This window comes from Alteromonas alvinellae, assembly GCF_902705805.1.
On record NZ_CACSIH010000065.1, the window covers coordinates 25,077 to 43,586 of the forward strand.

Below are 18,510 nucleotides of genomic sequence, written 5' to 3' on the forward strand. Positions count from 1 at the left end.
CTTTTGTGAATCTTATTATAGAGCGCGCCTAAAAACGCGCTCGCTTTAATGTCTTAGAAAGTTTGACCAATGTTGAAAGTGAAGAATCTCGCATCGTCACCATCACGTTGCTGTATCGCTTTCGAGAAGCTGAATACCATCGGTCCCATTGGTGATACCCATTGGACCGATATACCTGCCGAGCTACGATACAGGCTCCAATCAGAATAGTCCAATAGCTCACCGCGTTGTGTAGATGCTATGTCAAACTGACGGTAATAGTCATAGTCGAACTCAGTATCCCACACGTTACCCACATCCACAAACAAACTTGTACGAACTGAGTTATCCATTTCTTCTTCAACAAATGGCGTAGGAACAATAAGCTCGATACCGCCAAGTGCCATCGCGTTACCACCTAGGCTTCGCGTTGACCAAGACAGCTGCGCATCAGCTGGATCGCCTGGGAACACTTCACCATCAGGCCCAACTATAGTACCCGTATTGCCTAGGAATACACCGCGAGGACCTACCGTGTTATTCTCGAATCCTCGTAGTGAATCAGAACCACCTGCTGTAAAGTTCTCTGTAAACGGTAATATTTGCTCATTGCCGTTGATATCGCCATAACCGTTACCATAGCCAAGACGTACACGAGTTAGGAAAGACCAGCGCTGGTTACGAGATAATGGGAAGTACCACTTACCGTCAAATACCGTTTTAAAATAGTTAACATCTGAGTTTGGTGTGGTAATGCTAAATGAAGCTCGTTGAGATGAACCCGCCGTTGGGAACAAACCACGGTTTAGCGTACTTCGACTCCAGCTTATGCTTGCCAGGTAACTATCGTATTTAATCGCTGCATCTGGGTCTTCACCGTTCGTAAACTGGTTATAAAACTGCTCAGTTTGCTCGTAGTAACCACGGTTGTATAGCTCAACGTTACTATAGGTTAAGCCAAAATTAATGCGGTTGAATTCGTTTATTGGATAACCAACATTCGCACCAATTGACCAACGCTTAGAATTGTACTGGATAACGTTAAAGTCTGAGCCGTCAAACTCACTGTAACCTAAACTACCACCCAAGCTAATCCCGTCAATCGTGAAGTAAGGATCGTTATAAGTAATCTGTGCGCTGCGCTGATATGAAACTGTGCTTAGGTTAAGGCCAACTCGTTTACCTGTACCCAAGAAGTTATCTTGCTGGATACCCGCCTGTAGGCTTAACTTGGTTCTGTCACCATAGCCGATACCCGCATTAAATGAGCCAGAAGGCTGCTCTTTAACGTTATAATTAACGTCAACCTTATCTTCAGAGCCAGGAATACGTACAGTTTCATACTCTACTTCTTCCATATAAGTAAGTCGAGAAAGCTGGTTCTTGGAAGACTCTAGCAAGTTATTTGAAAGCCACGTGCCTTCCATCTGGCTGACATTTTGACGCAGAACACTATCGGCAGTTACTACGTTGCCGTTAAATTTAATGCGGTTAACATAAATACGCTTGCCCGGATCAACAGATAACGTCAACTTAACTGTTTTGTCTTCGTCATTAATTTCAGGAACGGTAGTAACCGTTGGATAAGCATATCCGAAACGACCAAGATATTTACTGATGAACTCTTCTGTATAGGTTACTTCGGCTTGGTTATATAGCTCACCTTCTGTCAGCGGAAGCACGCGCTCAATATATTCTTCATGGCCAAGTACATCACCTACTAATTCAACTTCTGAAATAGTGTACTGCTCACCTTCGGTTACATTCATAGCAATGTAGATGCCCGACTTTTCGGGTGTCATTGATACTTGGGTAGAGTCAACATTAAAACGAAGGTAACCACGGTTTAAGTAATGGTTACGCAGCGTTTCCATGTCTCCTTGCAACGTTTGCTGCTGGTAGCGAGTTTCCGACAGGAAATCCCACCAAGGCGTGTCGTATTGTAGCTCGAAAGCCTCCATCAGCTCTTCGTCTGAGAAGATTTCGTTACCTACAATATTGATTTGTTCAATTTCAGCCGCGTCGCCCTCTTCGAAAAGTAATTTCAAGTCAACCCGGTTACGCGGTAGCGGCGTTATAATAGCCGTCACGTCAGCATTATATTTACCGATGCTGTAAAAGAAGTCTTTCAGGCCATTCTCGATAGAGGTTAGTACGGTCTTATCGAGCGGCTCACCAATACGAACGCCGTTTCCGTCTAAGCTTTCCTGAAGTTGCTCATCTTTAATATCATCGTTGCCTTCAAAGATGATATTACTAATGGTAGGACGCTCAGCGACACGCACGACAAGCGTATTGCCATCACGAAGAATTTCAACATTTTCAAAGTGAGTTGAAGAGTACAACGAGCGAATAAGCTGCGTTACCCTGAATGTATTAAGCTCGTCGCCAACTTGAACGGGCAAGTAGGTTAAGGCTGCACCAAGTGCAACTCGTTGCAAACCTTCTACGCGAATGTCTTCAACGACAAATTCACTGTCTTGCGCCGCAGCATTGGCAAAGCTAGCACTGGAAAGAATGGCTCCGGCTGCTACTAACTGTTTTAACTTCATCTATTTTTCTTTTCCTGGCCGCGTTTTGTATTAGCTGTTTTGTACTTCCTGATTTGTATCAGGTTATGCGAGCGATATCGTTAAAAATTGCGATACCCATGATCATAAACAGAAGCACGCCACCTATTCTGTAACCCCATTCCTGAACCGCTTCAGGCACAGGTTTGCCTGTGATCCACTCCACGATAAAAAACATGAGGTGACCACCGTCAAGCATGGGCAAGGGTAATAAATTTATTATGCCTAAATTTACGCTTATTAAGGCAAGAAAACTCAAAAAGTACGCAAGTCCATACCCAGCACTTGTTCCCGCACCTTGAGCAATTGAGATAGGCCCACTCAAATTCTTCACAGACACGTCGCCTGTGATGAGCTTTCCTATCATTTCGACACTAAGTGTCATCAGACGCCACGTTTTATCTAGCGCTTTCCCAATAGCCTCTATAATGCCATATTGATGAGTAAACACATACCCTTCAGGCCAAGGCTCGAATGTTGGGCTCACACCTAAATACCCACTTTGCCCTTGTGGTGTATCACGGCGCGCTATCGTGGCATCTAACGTCAGTTGTTGTCCATCCCTTTGTATATCAAGTGATATATTCTCACCGGGACTTTCAACAATCACGTCAACTAGACTTTCCCACGATGACAACTTAGTTCCATTTAATGCAATAAGCTCATCACCGGGTTTTAACCCTGCTTCCTGCGCTGCACTCCCTTCACCTACAAACCCAACCGTTAACGTTGCATCTGGACGATAAGGGGTTAGTCCTAAGCTGCTTAAAGGAGACTCACTATCTGGGTCAAAGTTCCAAGAACCCAGTGTAAAAGTCAGTTCTTTTTCAACGCTTGCTGAATTTTTAACCGTAACACTGGTATTTTCAGCACCAATATTTGAGACAATTTCTAAGTTTACCGCTTCCCAATCAGGTGTATTTCTACTGCCAACTTTAATAATTTCATCACCAGGTTGCACACCAGCAATAGCTGCGATGCTTTCTGACTCAACCTGTTTAACTACTGGCTTAACCGTGTCCAGCCCCACCAAATACATTAACCACAGTGCGAAAAATGCGAAGATAAAGTTAACGCCAGGGCCAGCAGCAATAACCGCCATGCGCTGCAGAACGGGTTTGTTGTTAAACGCTTTATTTTCTAACTCGGGCGGTACGTCATCAATGCGCCCATCGAGCATGCGCACATAGCCACCCAGTGGGATCATAGCGATGACATATTCAGTGCCCGATTCACTTGTTTTACGCCAAATAGGCTTGCCAAAACCAATTGAGAAGCGCTCTACCTGTACACCACATTTTCGAGCCACATAAAAGTGCCCCCATTCATGTACAGCAACCAAAATACCTAAGGCTACAATAAATGCACCAAGGCTCCATAAAAATGCTAGCACTGGAATTTACCTCGAATAATCTCGTTAGCTTTTGCTCTTGCTAAGCTGTCTTGCTCTAGTATTTGCTGAATAGAATTCACTGACACATAGGGCATAGCATTAAGCGTGGCGTCATTCACTTTGGCAATATCGCAAAACTGAATCTTGCCTTCTAAAAAGGCTTCAACTGCCACTTCGTTTGACGCGTTCACTCGCGTTGTGGCGCATTGCCCTTCCTTACACGCATCAATAGCCAGCTTCAAATTCGGATAACGCTCAAAACACGGGGTTTGAAAACTAAAATTGGCAATGTCAGAAAAGTCGAGCGGCGTTACACCCGCCTCGATTCGCTCTGGATGCGCCAAACCATAGGCGATAGGGGTGCGCATGTCAGGGTTACCCATTTGTGCGATTACCGAACCATCAACATATTGCACCATAGAGTGAATAATACTTTGCGGATGAATGACTACATCGATATCATCCGCGCCAGCACCGAACAGCCAACAGGCTTCAATAAACTCCAACCCCTTGTTCATCATAGTTGCAGAATCGATTGTAATTTTTCTGCCCATTGACCAGTTAGGGTGTGTGCTGGCTTCATCGATGGTAATTGACGAGAAGCTATCAAGCGACCTTTCTCTAAACGGACCACCAGATCCCGTTAAGAGAATTTTACGAATGCCGGATGCCGCCAAATTACCGTATTCATAATCGTGCGGGAGGCACTGGAATATAGCATTGTGTTCGCTGTCGATAGGAAGGATTTCAGCGCCGCTTTGGTTCGCAGCCTCGATAAATAAAGCGCCAGACATGACCAAAGCTTCTTTATTCGCAAGCAAAACCCGTTTGCCCGCCTTTACCGCCGCCAGTGTAGGCAAAAGGCCGGCTGCACCAACAATTGCAGCCATTACAGCATCAACTTCAGGCGCACTTGATACTTCTTCCAGTGCCTTGGCTCCGGAGAGAATTTCTGCATCAACACCGTTCTGAGATGCTAACTCACAAGCTACTTTGTAGTTAGCGTCATCGGCAATTACCACATAGCGCGGTGCGCATTTCTGAGCCTGCTCCATAAGTAATTCAAGCTGAGAGTTACCAGTAATGGCAAATACGCGGTATTTATCTGGGTGGCGATTTATTACATCAAGTGTATTGCAACCAATGGAGCCTGTGGCCCCTAACACTGTTACTGTTTGCATTACGCCATCCAAGTTACATAGCAGAATGCGAAAACAGGGAACGCAGCCGTTAAGCTATCAATTCTGTCTAGTACACCACCGTGCCCTGGTAGAATTTTGCCACTATCTTTAATACCCGCACAGCGCTTAAGCATGCTTTCGTTTAAATCACCAAGCGCTGAAACAGCTACCGTGATACCGCCAATAGCGAGGTGGAGCCAAATACGTGAAGGCTCTACCTGATAGTGAAGGGCCGCAAAAGCAATAATAGCGAATGAAGCCGCAATACCGCCTAATAGGCCTTCTAAACTTTTACCCGGCGATACGTTTGGGCGTAGCTTATGGCGACCAAATTTCACGCCAACAAAGAAAGCCCCTATGTCTGCAGCCCAAACAATACCCAATACGTAAAAGATAAGTGATGCACCGTAAAACGGGTCTACATCGTGCAAGCTCGTGCGAAGCGCCACTACCGCTACCCACGTAGGTATTAGTGTAAGTGCGCCAAATAGGGTTCTAACGCTGCGACTGTCTTTCCAGAATTTGGAATATTTGGGATAGGCTAGCACCATAAACAGAGACGCTATCCACCATAATACGGCAACCGTTAATATGGCACGGTATAAACCATGTAACTGCCCCTGATACCAAATGGTGCTCGCATCAACAATAAGAGACAAGGCAATACATATAGCAAAGGCACCTGCCATATAAATGAGTTTTTTAGGACGTTCACATACGCCCGACATATTCGCCCATTCATAGGCGCCGATGCCCACGACACCGGCAATGGCTATTTCAAACCAGAATATGGGAAGGAAAAGAATAGCGTAAAGCGCCAGTGGCGCGAGGATTAATGCAGTTATTATTCGTTGTTTTAGCATAATTTGCCCTTGGCTATCGTTACCAGGGCAAGCCTGATAATTGCCTGTATGGTGTTAACCATCGGCTGTGACTACCTGTTCACCGGTTAAACCGAAGCGACGTTGGCGAACATTAAAATCGTCTACGGCCAATTGAAACACCTCTTCGTTGAAGTCGGGCCATAGTACGTCGGTAAAGTACAACTCTGCATAGGCACATTGCCACAGCAAGAAGTTGCTAATACGGTGTTCGCCACCTGTGCGAATAAGAAGGTCTAACTCAGGAAGGTTAGCTGTTGAAATGTGCGCATTCAGTGCGTCTTCACATATGCTTTCCACATCAAGCTCGCCGCTTTTCACTTGCGTAGCAAGCTGCTTAGCCGCGTTTACAATATCCCATCTACCGCCATAATTTGCGGCGATATTTAAGACTAAATCTTTGTTGTCTTTGGTCATGTCTTCAGCTTTGCGAATTTTTTCGACTAGCTTAGCGTCAAACGCTTCAACATCACCAATAACCTGCAAACGTACACCATTTTTGTGTAACCGTTTTGCTTCACTATTGAGGACAAGATTGAACAGCTCCATCAAGACACTGACTTCTTCCTCAGGACGCTTCCAGTTTTCACTTGAAAACGCGAATAGCGTAAGTGATTCAATGCCGTTTTGACGTGCAAAGCGCACAACAGAACGAACCGACTCTACCCCGGCTTTGTGGCCAAAGGTACGAATTTTCCCTTTCCTTTGCGCCCAACGACCATTGCCATCCATAATGATTGCAACGTGCTTCGGGCCAGCAGTCACTGCCGGCGCCTCAGCTTTCGTCGATTTGGCTGCGCTTAAACGCTTTCCAATCATAATACTTACTTATACTTCCATTAGTTCTTTTTCTTTGTCAGCAAGCATGCTGTCAACTTTCTTAATGAAATCGTTAGTAATAGATTGAATGTTCTCTTCAGCTGCACGGCTTTCATCTTCACTGATCTCTTTTTCTTTAAGAAGATCTTTGATGTCACCGTTAGCGTCGCGACGGATGTTGCGGATAGCGACACGACCACCTTCTGCTTCGTTGCGAACAACGCGAATAAGGTCTTTACGACGCTCTTCCGTTAGAGGAGGTAAAGGAATACGAATTGAACCACCTGCACTCATTGGGTTTAAACCTAGGTCAGACTGCATAATGGCCTTTTCTACCGCTTGAATGGCGCTTTTATCAAACACAGTTAACGCTAGAGTACGGCTGTCTTCTGCAACTACGTTAGCCACTTGCTTTAGCGGCGTGTCTACGCCGTAGTAAGGTACCATGATGCCATCTAGAAGGCTTGGATGCGCACGACCAGTGCGGATTTTGCTGAATTGGCCCTTTAGAGAAACTAGGCTTTTTTCCATGCGCTCTTGCGCATCTAATTCAATTTCATCAATCACGATTTGTATCCTATTGTTCTTAATTAATCGTTGTCAGCGTGGCGAATAACAGTACCTTCTTTTTCGCCCATCACAACACGTTTTAGGCAACCTGGCTTATTCATGTTGAATACGCGAATTGGCAAGCTGTGATCGCGCGCCAAAGTAAACGCTGACAAGTCCATCACTTTAAGTTCTTTTTCTAGTACTTCTTGGTAAGTCAGTTCTTCATACAGCGTAGCTTCTGGGTTTTTAACCGGATCATCACTATATACACCATCCACTTTGGTCGCTTTTAATACCGCGTCGGCTTCAATTTCGATGCCGCGTAAGCAAGCCGCTGAGTCTGTAGTGAAGAAAGGATTGCCCGTACCCGCAGAGAAGATAACAACACGGCCTGACTTAAGAAGGCTAATGGCTTCTGCCCAGTTGTAGGCATCGCACACGCCATTAAGTGGGATAGCTGACATCATACGAGCATTTACAAATGCACGATGAAGCGCGTCGCGCATGGCTAAGCCATTCATAACGGTAGCTAACATTCCCATGTGATCGCCAACAACGCGGTTCATTCCCGCTTTTGCTAAGCCTTCGCCACGGAACAAGTTACCACCACCGATAACAAGACCAACTTGAACACCAAGTTCAACCAGCTCTTTAATCTCTTGTGCCATTCTATCTAGCACTTTAGGGTCTATGCCAAAGCCTTCCGCCCCCATTAGGGCTTCACCACTAAGCTTTAACAAAATGCGTCGGTATGCTGATTTTGGTGTGATACTCATAGTTTGAATTGTCCTCGTAAACCCGTTTTGTCCTATGTCTTTCGTTAAATCACTGGTGTAAAAAACATAGGACAAAGCGCTTTCGTTTGTCAGGCAGGCGCGTACGTATTTCGCCTAGCTTCACACTTACGCATTACATTGGCAACACTAAAGATGTTCAGCTATAAAAAAGCACCTCCTAAGAGGTGCTTTGTAGTTTATCTAACTATTGCTTAATGCAAAAGATAAACACTCAATTATTTCTTAGCAGCAGCCATTTGAGCAGCTACTTCAGCAGCGAAGTCTTCAGTCTTCTTCTCGATACCTTCACCAACTTCGAAACGTACGAAGTTGATTACGTCTGCGCTGTTGTTCTTAAGAAGCTCAGCAACAGAGATTGAAGGATCTTTAACGAAAGGCTGACCAGTCAAGCTCACTTCGCCAGTGAACTTCTTCATGCGGCCTGCAACCATTTTCTCAGCGATATCAGCTGGCTTACCAGACTGGATAGCGATTTCGATTTGGATTTCTTTCTCTTTCTCAACAACTTCTGCTGGAACGTTTTCAGGCTTAACGAACTGCGGGCTTGCAGCTGCAACGTGCATTGCAACGTCTTTCGCTAGCTCTTCGTCACCGCCAGTAAGGATAGAGATAACACCAATACGGCCGCCGTGTACATACGCGCCTAGTGTATCGCCTTCAACGTTGATAACGCGACGAGGAGAGATGTTTTCGCCGATTTTAGCAACAAGTGCATCACGCGCTTCGCTAACTTTAACGCCGTTCATGTCTGCGTCGTTAAGCGCTTCGATGTCGTTGATGTTGTTAGCTGCTGCTACTTCTAGAAGCTCGTTACCAAATTTAAGGAAACCTTCGTCACGTGCTACGAAGTCAGTTTCACAGTTAAGTTCAAGCATAGTCGCGCGACCCGCTTCAACCTTAGTAAGGATTACACCTTCAGCTGCGATACGGCCTGCTTTTTTAGCCGCTTTCGCTTGGCCTGATTTACGCATGTTTTCAATGGCTAACTCAATGTCACCATCCGTTTCAACCAGGGCTTTTTTACAATCCAGCATACCTGCGCCAGTACGTTCGCGCAGTTCTTTAACTAGTGCTGCAGTCACTGCCATTTTTCAATTCCTCAGCATTAAATTTTAAATTCGTTAGGTAAAAGGGGCGATACCGCCCCTCAATACGTTTCGTATTATAGCGCTGCCATATTATCTTGATATGACAGCAAGCAGTCAGAATTACTCTGCAGCTTCTACGAAGTCGTCTTGCTCAGCTTGTACTTCAAGGTTGCTTTCGCGACCTGAATTGATAGCGTTAGCAGCAGCATCCAAGTAAAGTTGGATAGCACGGATAGCATCGTCGTTACCAGGAATGATGTAATCAACACCATCTGGGTTAGAGTTAGTATCTACAACACCAACAACAGGGATACCTAGATTACGCGCTTCAGTGATAGCAATGTGCTCGTGATCTGCGTCGATAACAAAGATTGCGTCTGGAAGACCGCCCATGTCTTTGATACCGCCAAGGCTGTTTTCAAGCTTGTCCATTTCGCGCTGAAGCATAAGTGCTTCTTTCTTAGTTAGTTTCTCAAACGTACCATCTTGGCTTTGCTGCTCAAGATCTTTAAGGCGTTTGATTGACTGACGTACTGTTTTCCAGTTAGTCAGCATACCACCTAACCAACGCTTGTTTACGTAGTACTGGTCGCACTTAAGAGCAGCATCTTTAACTGCTTCGCCAGCGGCGCGCTTAGTACCAACGAAAAGGATTTTACCTTTCTTAGACGCAACACCTGAAAGGTAGTTAAGTGCGTTGTTGAAAAGTGGAACCGTTTTTTCAAGGTTGATGATATGAACTTTGTTACGAGCGCCGAAGATGAAAGGCTTCATCTTTGGGTTCCAGTAACGAGTTTGGTGACCGAAATGCACACCGGCTTTCAGCATGTCACGCATAGAAACATTAGCCATTTTATTTTCCTCTTGGGGTTAGGCCTCCATATACCCCTTGTATCGATTCAGGCCAACCTAAGCGGAACTGAACACCCCGATACGAAGTGACGGTATATGTGTGTTTTAATAAAATAAATTTACCCTCTAAAACGGTGCCAATTACACAGAGCAATATGAGCTTTCCGTCAGGGCGCGCGCTTTATATCACAATCCCATCTAAGCCTCAAGTTTTGAGGGTAAAAAGCGACAATTTGAAGTATTTAGGTTAAAGAAAGAATGCCCCCCCTGAACAGGATCACTTTCCACCTCTGCATTTAGCAGATAAACGCCAACAATATCATCACCTTACTAAGATTGACCTGAATAGTGTTATAATGCGTAAGTAATCAAAATTCTTCATCAAACTAGTTTCAAACGATTTGAGAGGCGCTGTGACAGCTATTATCAAAACCCCAGAAGAAATCGAAAAAATGCGCGTAGCCGGCAAGTTGGCAGCAGAAGTACTCACTATGATAGGGCCTTACGTAAAAAAAGGCGTTACCACTGATGAGCTAAATACTATTTGCCACGACTACATCGTCAACGAGCAAAAAGCGGTACCCGCGCCGTTGAATTATGGCCACCCGCCTTTTCCAAAGTCTATTTGCACATCAGTGAACCACTGCATTTGTCACGGTATACCTTCTGATAAGAAACTGAAAGACGGTGACATCATTAATATCGACGTGACAGTTATTAAAGATGGCTATCATGGCGATACATCAAAAATGTTCGTGGTAGGTAAGCCTTCGATCCTTGCCGAACGCCTAATTCGCGTTACTCAAGAATGCTTGTACAAAGCAATTGAGCAGGTGAAGCCGGGCATGCGCCTTGGTGATATTGGTCACATTTGCCAAACCCACGCAGAAGCGCATAACTATTCAATAGTTCGTGAATATTGTGGTCACGGTATTGGTGCAAGCTTCCACGAAGAACCGCAAATTGTTCACTACGGTAAGCCAGGTACGGGCGATGTACTCGAACCAGGCATGTGCTTTACCATCGAGCCTATGGTGAACGCAGGTAAGCGTTATTCAAAAGTACTGCCAGATCAGTGGACTGTTGTAACTAAAGACAGAAGCTTAAGTGCTCAATGGGAGCACACTCTTTTAGTTACTGAAACTGGTGTTGAAATTCTTACGCTTCGAGAGGAAGAGACCTTAGACCGCGTTATTTCGCACGGTTAGTTCTGTTGGTATAGCACGAATAGCGTGTCGAACAACCTATTTACAGCGCAGTCACCAAACGATAGCGCTGTAACGATTTGAATAAAACGGCCGTTTAACTCACGGCCGTTTTTTATTGGCTCGTTAAATCGAACTCCCACGCTCAAATGGCGACAGTGAATCGTCCTTTCCTTTCTTATTTAACTCGCTACACACCTATAACAAAAAACCATAAATATTCACAATTCAACATAACTTATGCATAAATTTGGTACTGCGAACTACTGGTAATTCATGCTATTGTTCATAGCGTCCAAAAAGAAGTCTATCTCAAAGGTGTATTTTGACGCTGCAATCACTGATAAAGAATATCGACACCATAAATTCTGTTGATGAGATCCCTATCATCAAATTGTGCGTGGAATCCAGTTACGCGTGGATCACTGAGTCTTTCGACGCTACGCCAGTCAATCAGCTTGTTACTGGACGGGCACAATTTGTCGATGCGTTGCTTTGCCATCTTTGGCAGCTATATGGCTTAGATACCGTTGACGAATTATCGCTTTGCGCGGTAGGAGGTTATGGCCGTGGTCATTTACAACCTCACTCAGACATTGATTTACTCATTGTTAGCAGAAAAAAGCTCAAGCCCGATGTACAAGAAAAAATCGGTATGTTCATCACCCTTTTGTGGGATATCAAATTAGACGTTGGCCAATCGGTTCGCACCATAAAAGAAACGGTTAAATTAGCGAAAGACGACATAACGATAGCGACCAATTTAGTAGAAAGCCGATTACTTTGCGGCAGTGAAGCCACCTTTGATAAATTATGGGATGAAGTTAACGGTCGAAACTCATGGTCGAGCAAAGCGTTTTTCTCAGCCAAGTATGACGAGCAAAAAAAACGCCACGCCAAATTCAACGGTACCGCTTATAACCTTGAACCGAACATCAAGGAAAACCCGGGCTGTTTGCGTGATATTCAGTCTATTGGTTGGGTAGCGAAAAAGCATTTCAAAGAATACGACGGCTGGAATCTAGTAGGTCATGGCTACTTTACCGAGCAAGAGCACAGTGAATTAATTGCCTGTCGCATGCATCTTTGGAAAATGCGTTGTGCGCTGCATCTAGTTGCCGGCAGAAGCGAAAACCGTCTGCTTTTCGATTACCAACCTGACGTTGCAAAAATGATGGGCTACGGTGAAGAAGGTAAGGCTTCAGTAGAGAAAATGATGCGGGACTTTTTCCGCACCGTGGCGCGGGTGTCTGAACTGAATCAAATGCTGCTTCAGCGCTTCAAGTACGACATGCTGAACCAAAGCGTTCAGAAGAGCGTGATCATAAACGAAGATTTCGAGCTGCTCGATAACATGATATCGCCACGACACGAAACCGTTTTCTCCTCTCCCGAAGCAATCTTGGACTTTCTGCATTTGGTAGCCAACACGCCAGAAGTACAAGGCCTCAGTACGATTTGCATACGTCAGCTGCGCAACGCTCACCGCGCTTTTGAAGCAGAATACTATGTTGAGCGCCCGCTGTGCCGCGAAAAATTCATGCGCTTAATGAAACAGCCTGAGTTCTTTGATTTTGCATGGGACATCATGCATCAATACGGCATTTTACAAGCTTATCTTCCTGAATGGGATGCCATTGTAGGTATGATGCAGTTTGACTTATTCCATGCCTACACGGTTGACGAGCACACGCATCGACTAGTGAAGCATGTAAATTATTTTTTCTCGAAAGAAAACAAAGATTTTCCGCGCTGCGGCAGAATCTGCAAAAACCTCGACAAACCTGAAATACTTTACATCGCTGCTATTTTCCACGATATCGCCAAAGGTAGAAATGGCGATCATTCCACATTAGGCGCCCAAGATGTAGCAAAGTTCTGTCAGCAACACGATGTTCCCAGCGACGATGCTGAAATGATTGCATGGCTTGTAGAAAACCACCTGCTAATGTCAGTGGTAGCCCAACGCCGTGATATTTATGACCCTGACGTTATAAGCGAGTTTGCTGGCGCGGTAAGAAGCCACAATCACCTTAATTTGCTTTATACGCTCACCCTTGCCGATATTCGTGCCACCAATGACAATCTTTGGAACGACTGGAAAGCATCTTTACTTCGCGAATTATATTTAATGACGCAAAAGGCATTGGATAATGGACTACAGTGTCAAGTAACATTGAACGAGCGAGTAACTACTCACAAACACCAAGCAAGGCAAATTTTGCAAGAGCGCGCTATTGAGCCTGTTGCTATTGATGCATTGTGGGCCCGCCTGGACGACGATTACTTTGTTCGCTTTAAGCCTACGCAAATCGCGTGGCATACTGATGAAATTATTAAAGCTCAGAATGAATGGCTAACACCAGAGCACGATGGTCTGTTAGTAAAGGCAAATGATAACAGTGCGAAAGGTGGCACTGAGGTGTTTGTTTACGGCAAAGATAGAAAAGCATTGTTTGCGCAAGTCGCTTCAGTGCTAGACAGTCGCAACTGTTCAATTCACGACGCCCACGTTACCGTTACCAGAGATGGCTATGTGTTCGATAGCATGCTTATTCTTGAAAATGACGGCAGTCGTATAAGCTCAGAGTCTCGCATTGCGTCCATTGAAAATGCTATTTCTGCCCAACTTGAAAAGCCGGGGCGTTCGCACGAAAATAAGCGTAAATTGCCTCGGCAAATGAAACAACTTGACGTGCCTACTAAGGTACGCTTTTTCAATATCAACGATGAAGCCACGCTTATTGAGTTAGAAGCCCTAGACGCTCCGGGCATTTTAGCTAAAATTGGTCACGCATTCGTTGATACTAATATGACGCTTAAGCTTGCGAAAATTGCCACCATTGGCGAGCGAGCCGAAGATATTTTTATCGTCAGCAATGAGGCTGGCAAAGCATTAACCCAAGAACAACAGGTGAACCTTAAAAAGCGTATCCTGTTTAAACTCGATCAACTTGAAGATATCACAATACCATGAATGAATTGAAAGCCATCATTGAAGACGCCTTCGAAAATCGCGATAGCATTAGCCCTTCATCTGCACCTGATGAAGTGAGAGATGCAGTAGCACAAGCTATTGACCTTTTAAACACAGGTAAAGCACGCGTTGCAGAAAAAATTGCTGGCGAATGGGTAGTACATCAATGGCTTAAAAAAGCTGTTCTACTTTTCTTCCGTCTTCACAACAACGATGTAATTGAAGGCGCCGAAAGTAAGTTTTATGACAAAGTACCGCTTAAGTATACAAACTATACTGCTGAACAGTTTGCAGCCGACGGCGCGCGTATTGTTCCACCAGCAGCGGTACGTACCGGTACATTCGTAGGCAAGAACGCTGTTGTTATGCCTTCTTACGTAAACATTGGTGCGTTCGTTGACGAAGGTACTATGGTTGATACATGGGCAACGGTAGGCTCGTGTGCGCAAATTGGTAAGAATGTTCATCTTTCAGGTGGCGTGGGTATTGGCGGCGTATTAGAACCACTTCAGGCTAACCCCACCATTATTGAAGATAACTGCTTTATCGGCGCCCGTTCTGAAATCGTAGAAGGCGTGATTGTTGAAGAAGGTTCTGTTATCTCAATGGGCGTTTACATCGGTCAGAGCACTCGTATTTATGACCGCGAAACCGGTGAAGTTCACTATGGCCGTGTACCAGCAGGTTCAGTAGTAGTGGCGGGCAACCTGCCAAGCGCAGATGGTAAATACAGCCTTTACGCCGCTATCATCGTGAAGAAAGTAGATGCGAAGACCCGTGCGAAAGTCGGTATCAACGCGCTACTTCGCGGCGTAGAATAAGCAGTATTTCTGACTTTCGCGCACGGCTCGGGTTAATTTCAATTAGTCGAGCCACATGCTTTAAGACTCACAAACTAAAAGAGGCGCTCATGCGCCTCTTTCTTTTCGCAATCAGAACATTTCTAAGACTTAAGCCAACAGCTTATCTTTAATGGTGTTAACCCACTCTACTACGTCTTTTTCGGGCTCTAGGGTTTCAATCGCGTCAACCTCTAACATATCGGCAACTGCGTTACCTTGTAGTTCGGTCAGTAACGCATGAAACTGTTTACCCGCACCACAGAAACTTTCGCCATAGCTGCTATCGCCTAGCGCTGCTACCGCGAATGGCTTGCCGGTTAGCATAGGCGATTCGTCTTTCAGATCTGAAAACACAAACTCTAAGTTTGGTGGTACATCGCCCTGCCCTGTTGTAGAGGTAATGATCAAAAGTGCGTCAGCATCAGTAAAATCTGCAACCGACGGGTCGCTTTCGAGTGAGCAATCCACGCCCTGTTCAGCTAAGTTCTCTTCCACCTGCTCAGCTACGTGTTGCGCATTGCCGTAAACTGTACCCGCAATAATTTTCAATGTTGCCATTTTTACCTCTTAAACCAATGATCGTCGCCTTTGTCGACAGACGGAAATTCTTACTATTTTATCAACCTAAACGCAAAACGGCGCTAATTTTTCAAGCCATAGTCGCATTTCACTGTGCATCTGTGAATTAATCGTTACCCACTTTCCAGTGACAGGATGAGAAAAGCCCATTTGAGTACAACTTAAGGCCAAATTGTTAAAATTAAAGTGCTGCTTGGCGAATTTGTTTTGTTTGCCGTCCCCGTGGGTAGTATCGCCGATAATGGGGTGACGAATATGAACCATGTGCCGACGAAGCTGATGTTTACGACCGGTAGTAGGAGAAAGCTTAACTAGCGAATATCGTGCACTTTGGTATTTGCCCACAGGCTCAGGCACTTCGAATTTTGCCACTGACTGATACATAGTTGATGCAGGTTGTGGCGGCTGCTGCGGGCGCTTATGCTTGTCGGCTATTTTGTCGTAGCGGTATTTTAGGGCGTAATCGATATACCCTGTGTGATGCACAAAACCGCGAACTATAGCGTGATACGTTTTTACTACCTGCTTGTCCATCATCTGCTGTCCAAGCTTTGCTGCAATTTCTGAGCTAAAGCTAAACACCAGCACACCTGAAGTGGGTCTGTCTAAACGATGAGCAGGATAGACGCGCTGGCCTATTTGGTCTCTGAGTGTCTGTACTGCGAACACCGTTTCATGTCTATCAATCGGGCTTCTGTGTACTAGTAGGCCTGGCGGCTTCTCAATTGCGATGATATGTTCATCTTGGTACAACACAGGTAAATGAAGAGCGTCAACACGACCTTCCTCACCAACGCTTGCCTTTTCTATTATTTGCTCGTCTGAATGCACAGTTAATTGGCCTTTTAAATCGTTCTTCATAGTGCGTTGTGTTTGCTCACCCAATGTCTCCATTGGCAATATTATCAATAATTTGAAGCTGGGACAGAGTGCGCTGATGCGCCGATGACAGATATATTTCTGCTGCAGGCGTAATTTGCATGGGTGGTAAAGGCATTTCCTGTTTCAACAAAATGCGCATTTTGGGAATAAAAATAAAAGCCAACCAACTCTCAAACGCTAAACAGTCGACCGCAAAAGGAACCGCACTTTCCATAGCATTATTTAGGTCTTGTTCCGCAGGCTCTTCGTTTGGCCAAATACCATCCTGATACATGTCTGTTTCTAATTGTATCAATGCTTTACTTAATGCTATGTGATGAGTGCTATTCGTTTTAATCACATCCTCTCCGCAATTCAAAAACGCTTCTATTTCGAAGCGCGCAGTATATCAGGGGCTTAAGGTCAACATAAGTCTGTGTGTCTTATCGTTGAAATTCATCTGCTGTGGTACCATTACTCGTCTTTGTTGGCGGTCACTCATAGACATAGAAGTCCCCATACATAGATTTGCCCACTGACAAATTTTGATTAAAGCAGTATTTTGGAACGAGTTATGAGCGCTAACAGTATTAATTCTATCAGCGAGTTTTTGTTACATGCAGGCACTGAATACCATGTTTTTGATTTAGGTCGTCGCCTTGAGCCCACCGATAGTCAAACCTTTCTAGAAATAGAAAACGGCAGTGCTTACGCGCCCTACCCTCGTCAGCAGCATGCGTGGTTCGGCATCGTCTTTTGGAATAAAAATGCCTCTACGCAACACTATATTTGGTTTGTGAAACTGCCGCTTGATGAGCAAGGCTTAGTGGTTGCTGCAGCAAGGAATCACTTTCTAGAGATTATTGTTGATGCATTAGGTCAGTCGGTTGCTGAAGATACTGAAAACGCACAAACACTGCCTGACAATCCTTATTCGTTTGTTCCCAATCAATCGCAGCTTGCTCAATTTAACGCACTAGTTAAACGCACCCTAAGCCAACCTTTAAGTGAAGAGGCGCAAAAAGTTGAGGCCTACGTTCAAGCCCCACAACTAGTTGATTGGCAGCAAATATCCATGCAGAGCGTGGCCGACTTTGTACATAGCCTAAGCCATCACCCCAAACAAGATGTATTAGCGCAGGCAATTGAAACCAACATTTCACTCTACTCACAGGTTTTTCTTAACACATTGATGGAAATGAGCGAAAGCGTTTCTCTGCCTGAAAATCTATTAGCGGCGTATTTAATTGAGATAGATAAAAGTGACGACATCAATTTAGCGGCGCTGAGAGGCACGTCAGAAGGTAGTTTCCACCCGACCATCAACAATAAACTACTCGAACTATTAAAAAGCGAAAAATCGCAGAGACTTGATATTTTAAGCGTTATTGCAGCACGCCATTTCGAACAAATGGAACCGCTCCTGCTTAGTGCCTTTTTAGAGCAGGCAGCAAACGTTGATGAAAAAGAGGGTCATAAAGGCGCCTTATTTGCAGGGTTCTTTTCAGATTTGGTTCAAATCCCGAAGTTACGCAGACAAGTGCTAACACTCCTGCATTCCGAAGCCAACCCTCAGATTCTCAGCAATGCATTTCAACAATTGTTTGCACAAGCGAGAAAGTAAATGACGTTACTTGAGTTAGTGGTGTGGATGGTTATTGGGTTTACTGGCTACCAGTTTTGGCGCATTCGAGCCATTTCTGAGCAAACAAACACTTACCTTAAGCAATACTGCGATAAACACGGTTTACAATTGCTGAGTGTGGCGAGAGCCAAAACACGATTTTCATTCAAATATGGAAAGCCTGACTGGCACAGTGTATTCAACTTTGAGTTTTCGAGTAATGGTGAGGACCGATATACTGGGGAAGTTGAATTGATAGGTGTAAGGGTTATGCGAACAGGAGACTGTAACTAATTTTGTGTAACTGCCT

The 18,510-nt window shown here is 44.8% G+C and carries 17 protein-coding genes; 5 read left to right on the forward strand and 12 right to left on the reverse strand.

The window, feature by feature from the left end:
* Window positions 1-53: 53 nt before the first annotated feature.
* From bamA to rpsB, 9 genes are all read right to left on the reverse strand, one after another.
* A complete protein-coding gene (bamA, locus tag ACX5KA_RS04940) occupies window positions 54-2,531 on the reverse strand; it encodes an outer membrane protein assembly factor BamA (protein WP_458730553.1) in 2,478 nt (825 codons plus the stop codon).
* Between the two features lie 58 nt (window positions 2,532-2,589).
* Window positions 2,590-3,942 carry a sigma E protease regulator RseP gene (rseP, locus tag ACX5KA_RS04945; protein WP_458730554.1) on the reverse strand — a complete coding sequence of 451 codons (1,353 nt, stop codon included), beginning with the start codon at window positions 3,940-3,942 and terminating at the stop codon, window positions 2,590-2,592.
* Window positions 3,936-5,123, reverse strand: a complete 1,188-nt coding sequence (gene ispC / locus ACX5KA_RS04950) for a 1-deoxy-D-xylulose-5-phosphate reductoisomerase (RefSeq protein WP_458730555.1) — start codon at window positions 5,121-5,123, stop codon at window positions 3,936-3,938. The genes rseP and ispC overlap by 7 nt, the downstream gene beginning before the upstream one ends.
* A complete protein-coding gene (locus ACX5KA_RS04955; protein ID WP_014948557.1) occupies window positions 5,123-5,986 on the reverse strand; it encodes a phosphatidate cytidylyltransferase in 864 nt (287 codons plus the stop codon). Before ACX5KA_RS04955 ends, ispC begins: the two co-directional genes overlap by 1 nt.
* A gap of 54 nt (window positions 5,987-6,040) precedes the next feature.
* The gene (gene uppS / locus ACX5KA_RS04960; protein WP_458730556.1) at window positions 6,041-6,823 is read right to left on the reverse strand and encodes a polyprenyl diphosphate synthase; all 783 of its coding nucleotides are present in this window, start codon (window positions 6,821-6,823) and stop codon (window positions 6,041-6,043) included.
* A gap of 9 nt (window positions 6,824-6,832) precedes the next feature.
* Window positions 6,833-7,390, reverse strand: a complete 558-nt coding sequence (gene frr / locus ACX5KA_RS04965; protein WP_014948555.1) for a ribosome recycling factor — start codon at window positions 7,388-7,390, stop codon at window positions 6,833-6,835.
* A 23-nt stretch (window positions 7,391-7,413) separates the two neighbouring features.
* Window positions 7,414-8,151 carry a UMP kinase gene (gene pyrH / locus ACX5KA_RS04970; RefSeq protein WP_014948554.1) on the reverse strand — a complete coding sequence of 246 codons (738 nt, stop codon included), beginning with the start codon at window positions 8,149-8,151 and terminating at the stop codon, window positions 7,414-7,416.
* A gap of 236 nt (window positions 8,152-8,387) precedes the next feature.
* Window positions 8,388-9,260 carry a translation elongation factor Ts gene (gene tsf / locus ACX5KA_RS04975; RefSeq protein WP_014975850.1) on the reverse strand — a complete coding sequence of 291 codons (873 nt, stop codon included), beginning with the start codon at window positions 9,258-9,260 and terminating at the stop codon, window positions 8,388-8,390.
* 120 nt (window positions 9,261-9,380) lie between these two features.
* A complete protein-coding gene (gene rpsB / locus ACX5KA_RS04980; protein ID WP_039223249.1) occupies window positions 9,381-10,112 on the reverse strand; it encodes a 30S ribosomal protein S2 in 732 nt (243 codons plus the stop codon).
* Between the two features lie 413 nt (window positions 10,113-10,525).
* Here rpsB and map point away from each other — a divergent pair, with 413 nt between their 5' ends.
* The 3 genes from map (at window position 10,526) to dapD (ending at window position 15,115) form a co-directional block, all read left to right on the forward strand.
* Window positions 10,526-11,320, forward strand: coding sequence for a type I methionyl aminopeptidase (gene map / locus ACX5KA_RS04985; protein ID WP_039223252.1), 795 nt, complete (start codon window positions 10,526-10,528; stop codon window positions 11,318-11,320).
* A 322-nt stretch (window positions 11,321-11,642) separates the two neighbouring features.
* Window positions 11,643-14,294: a [protein-PII] uridylyltransferase gene (gene glnD, locus ACX5KA_RS04990; RefSeq protein WP_039223255.1), complete on the forward strand. Its 2,652-nt coding sequence runs from the start codon at window positions 11,643-11,645 to the stop codon at window positions 14,292-14,294.
* Window positions 14,291-15,115, forward strand: a complete 825-nt coding sequence (dapD, locus tag ACX5KA_RS04995) for a 2,3,4,5-tetrahydropyridine-2,6-dicarboxylate N-succinyltransferase (protein WP_014948549.1) — start codon at window positions 14,291-14,293, stop codon at window positions 15,113-15,115. Before glnD ends, dapD begins: the two co-directional genes overlap by 4 nt.
* A 129-nt stretch (window positions 15,116-15,244) precedes the next feature.
* On the opposite strand, the gene ACX5KA_RS05000 is transcribed toward dapD, so the two are convergent.
* The 3 genes from ACX5KA_RS05000 to ACX5KA_RS05010 form a co-directional block, all read right to left on the reverse strand.
* Complete coding sequence (locus ACX5KA_RS05000; RefSeq protein ID WP_039223258.1) at window positions 15,245-15,694, reverse strand: flavodoxin domain-containing protein; 450 nt, start codon at window positions 15,692-15,694, stop codon at window positions 15,245-15,247.
* 66 nt (window positions 15,695-15,760) lie between these two features.
* Window positions 15,761-16,600, reverse strand: a complete 840-nt coding sequence (truC, locus tag ACX5KA_RS05005) for a tRNA pseudouridine(65) synthase TruC (RefSeq protein ID WP_458730557.1) — start codon at window positions 16,598-16,600, stop codon at window positions 15,761-15,763.
* Entirely contained in the window at window positions 16,593-16,937 is a 345-nt protein-coding gene (locus ACX5KA_RS05010; protein ID WP_458730558.1) for a YqcC family protein, read from the reverse strand. Before ACX5KA_RS05010 ends, truC begins: the two co-directional genes overlap by 8 nt.
* Window positions 16,938-17,150: 213 nt before the next feature.
* Here ACX5KA_RS05010 and ACX5KA_RS05015 point away from each other — a divergent pair, with 213 nt between their 5' ends.
* Both ACX5KA_RS05015 and ACX5KA_RS05020 read left to right on the forward strand, forming a co-directional pair.
* The gene (locus ACX5KA_RS05015; protein WP_458730559.1) at window positions 17,151-18,200 is read left to right on the forward strand and encodes a DUF3549 family protein; all 1,050 of its coding nucleotides are present in this window, start codon (window positions 17,151-17,153) and stop codon (window positions 18,198-18,200) included.
* Window positions 18,201-18,494, forward strand: coding sequence for a DUF3301 domain-containing protein (locus ACX5KA_RS05020; RefSeq protein WP_458730560.1), 294 nt, complete (start codon window positions 18,201-18,203; stop codon window positions 18,492-18,494). It abuts the gene before it with no gap.
* The last annotated feature ends 16 nt before the right edge of the window (window positions 18,495-18,510 follow it).

Excerpts from the sequence above, each read along its gene's own strand:
- bamA (WP_458730553.1), bottom strand. The coding sequence starts at position 2,531 with ATGAAGTTAAAACAGTTAGTAGCAGCCGGAGCCATTCTTTCCAGTGCT.
- ispC (WP_458730555.1), bottom strand. The coding sequence starts at position 5,123 with ATGCAAACAGTAACAGTGTTAGGGGCCACAGGCTCCATTGGTTGCAAT.
- ACX5KA_RS04955 (WP_014948557.1), bottom strand. The coding sequence starts at position 5,986 with ATGCTAAAACAACGAATAATAACTGCATTAATCCTCGCGCCACTGGCG.
- uppS (WP_458730556.1), bottom strand. The coding sequence starts at position 6,823 with ATGATTGGAAAGCGTTTAAGCGCAGCCAAATCGACGAAAGCTGAGGCG.
- pyrH (WP_014948554.1), bottom strand. The coding sequence starts at position 8,151 with ATGAGTATCACACCAAAATCAGCATACCGACGCATTTTGTTAAAGCTT.
- tsf (WP_014975850.1), bottom strand. The coding sequence starts at position 9,260 with ATGGCAGTGACTGCAGCACTAGTTAAAGAACTGCGCGAACGTACTGGC.
- rpsB (WP_039223249.1), bottom strand. The coding sequence starts at position 10,112 with ATGGCTAATGTTTCTATGCGTGACATGCTGAAAGCCGGTGTGCATTTC.
- dapD (WP_014948549.1), top strand. The coding sequence starts at position 14,291 with ATGAATGAATTGAAAGCCATCATTGAAGACGCCTTCGAAAATCGCGAT.
- ACX5KA_RS05000 (WP_039223258.1), bottom strand. The coding sequence starts at position 15,694 with ATGGCAACATTGAAAATTATTGCGGGTACAGTTTACGGCAATGCGCAA.
- ACX5KA_RS05015 (WP_458730559.1), top strand. The coding sequence starts at position 17,151 with ATGAGCGCTAACAGTATTAATTCTATCAGCGAGTTTTTGTTACATGCA.
- ACX5KA_RS05020 (WP_458730560.1), top strand. The coding sequence starts at position 18,201 with ATGACGTTACTTGAGTTAGTGGTGTGGATGGTTATTGGGTTTACTGGC.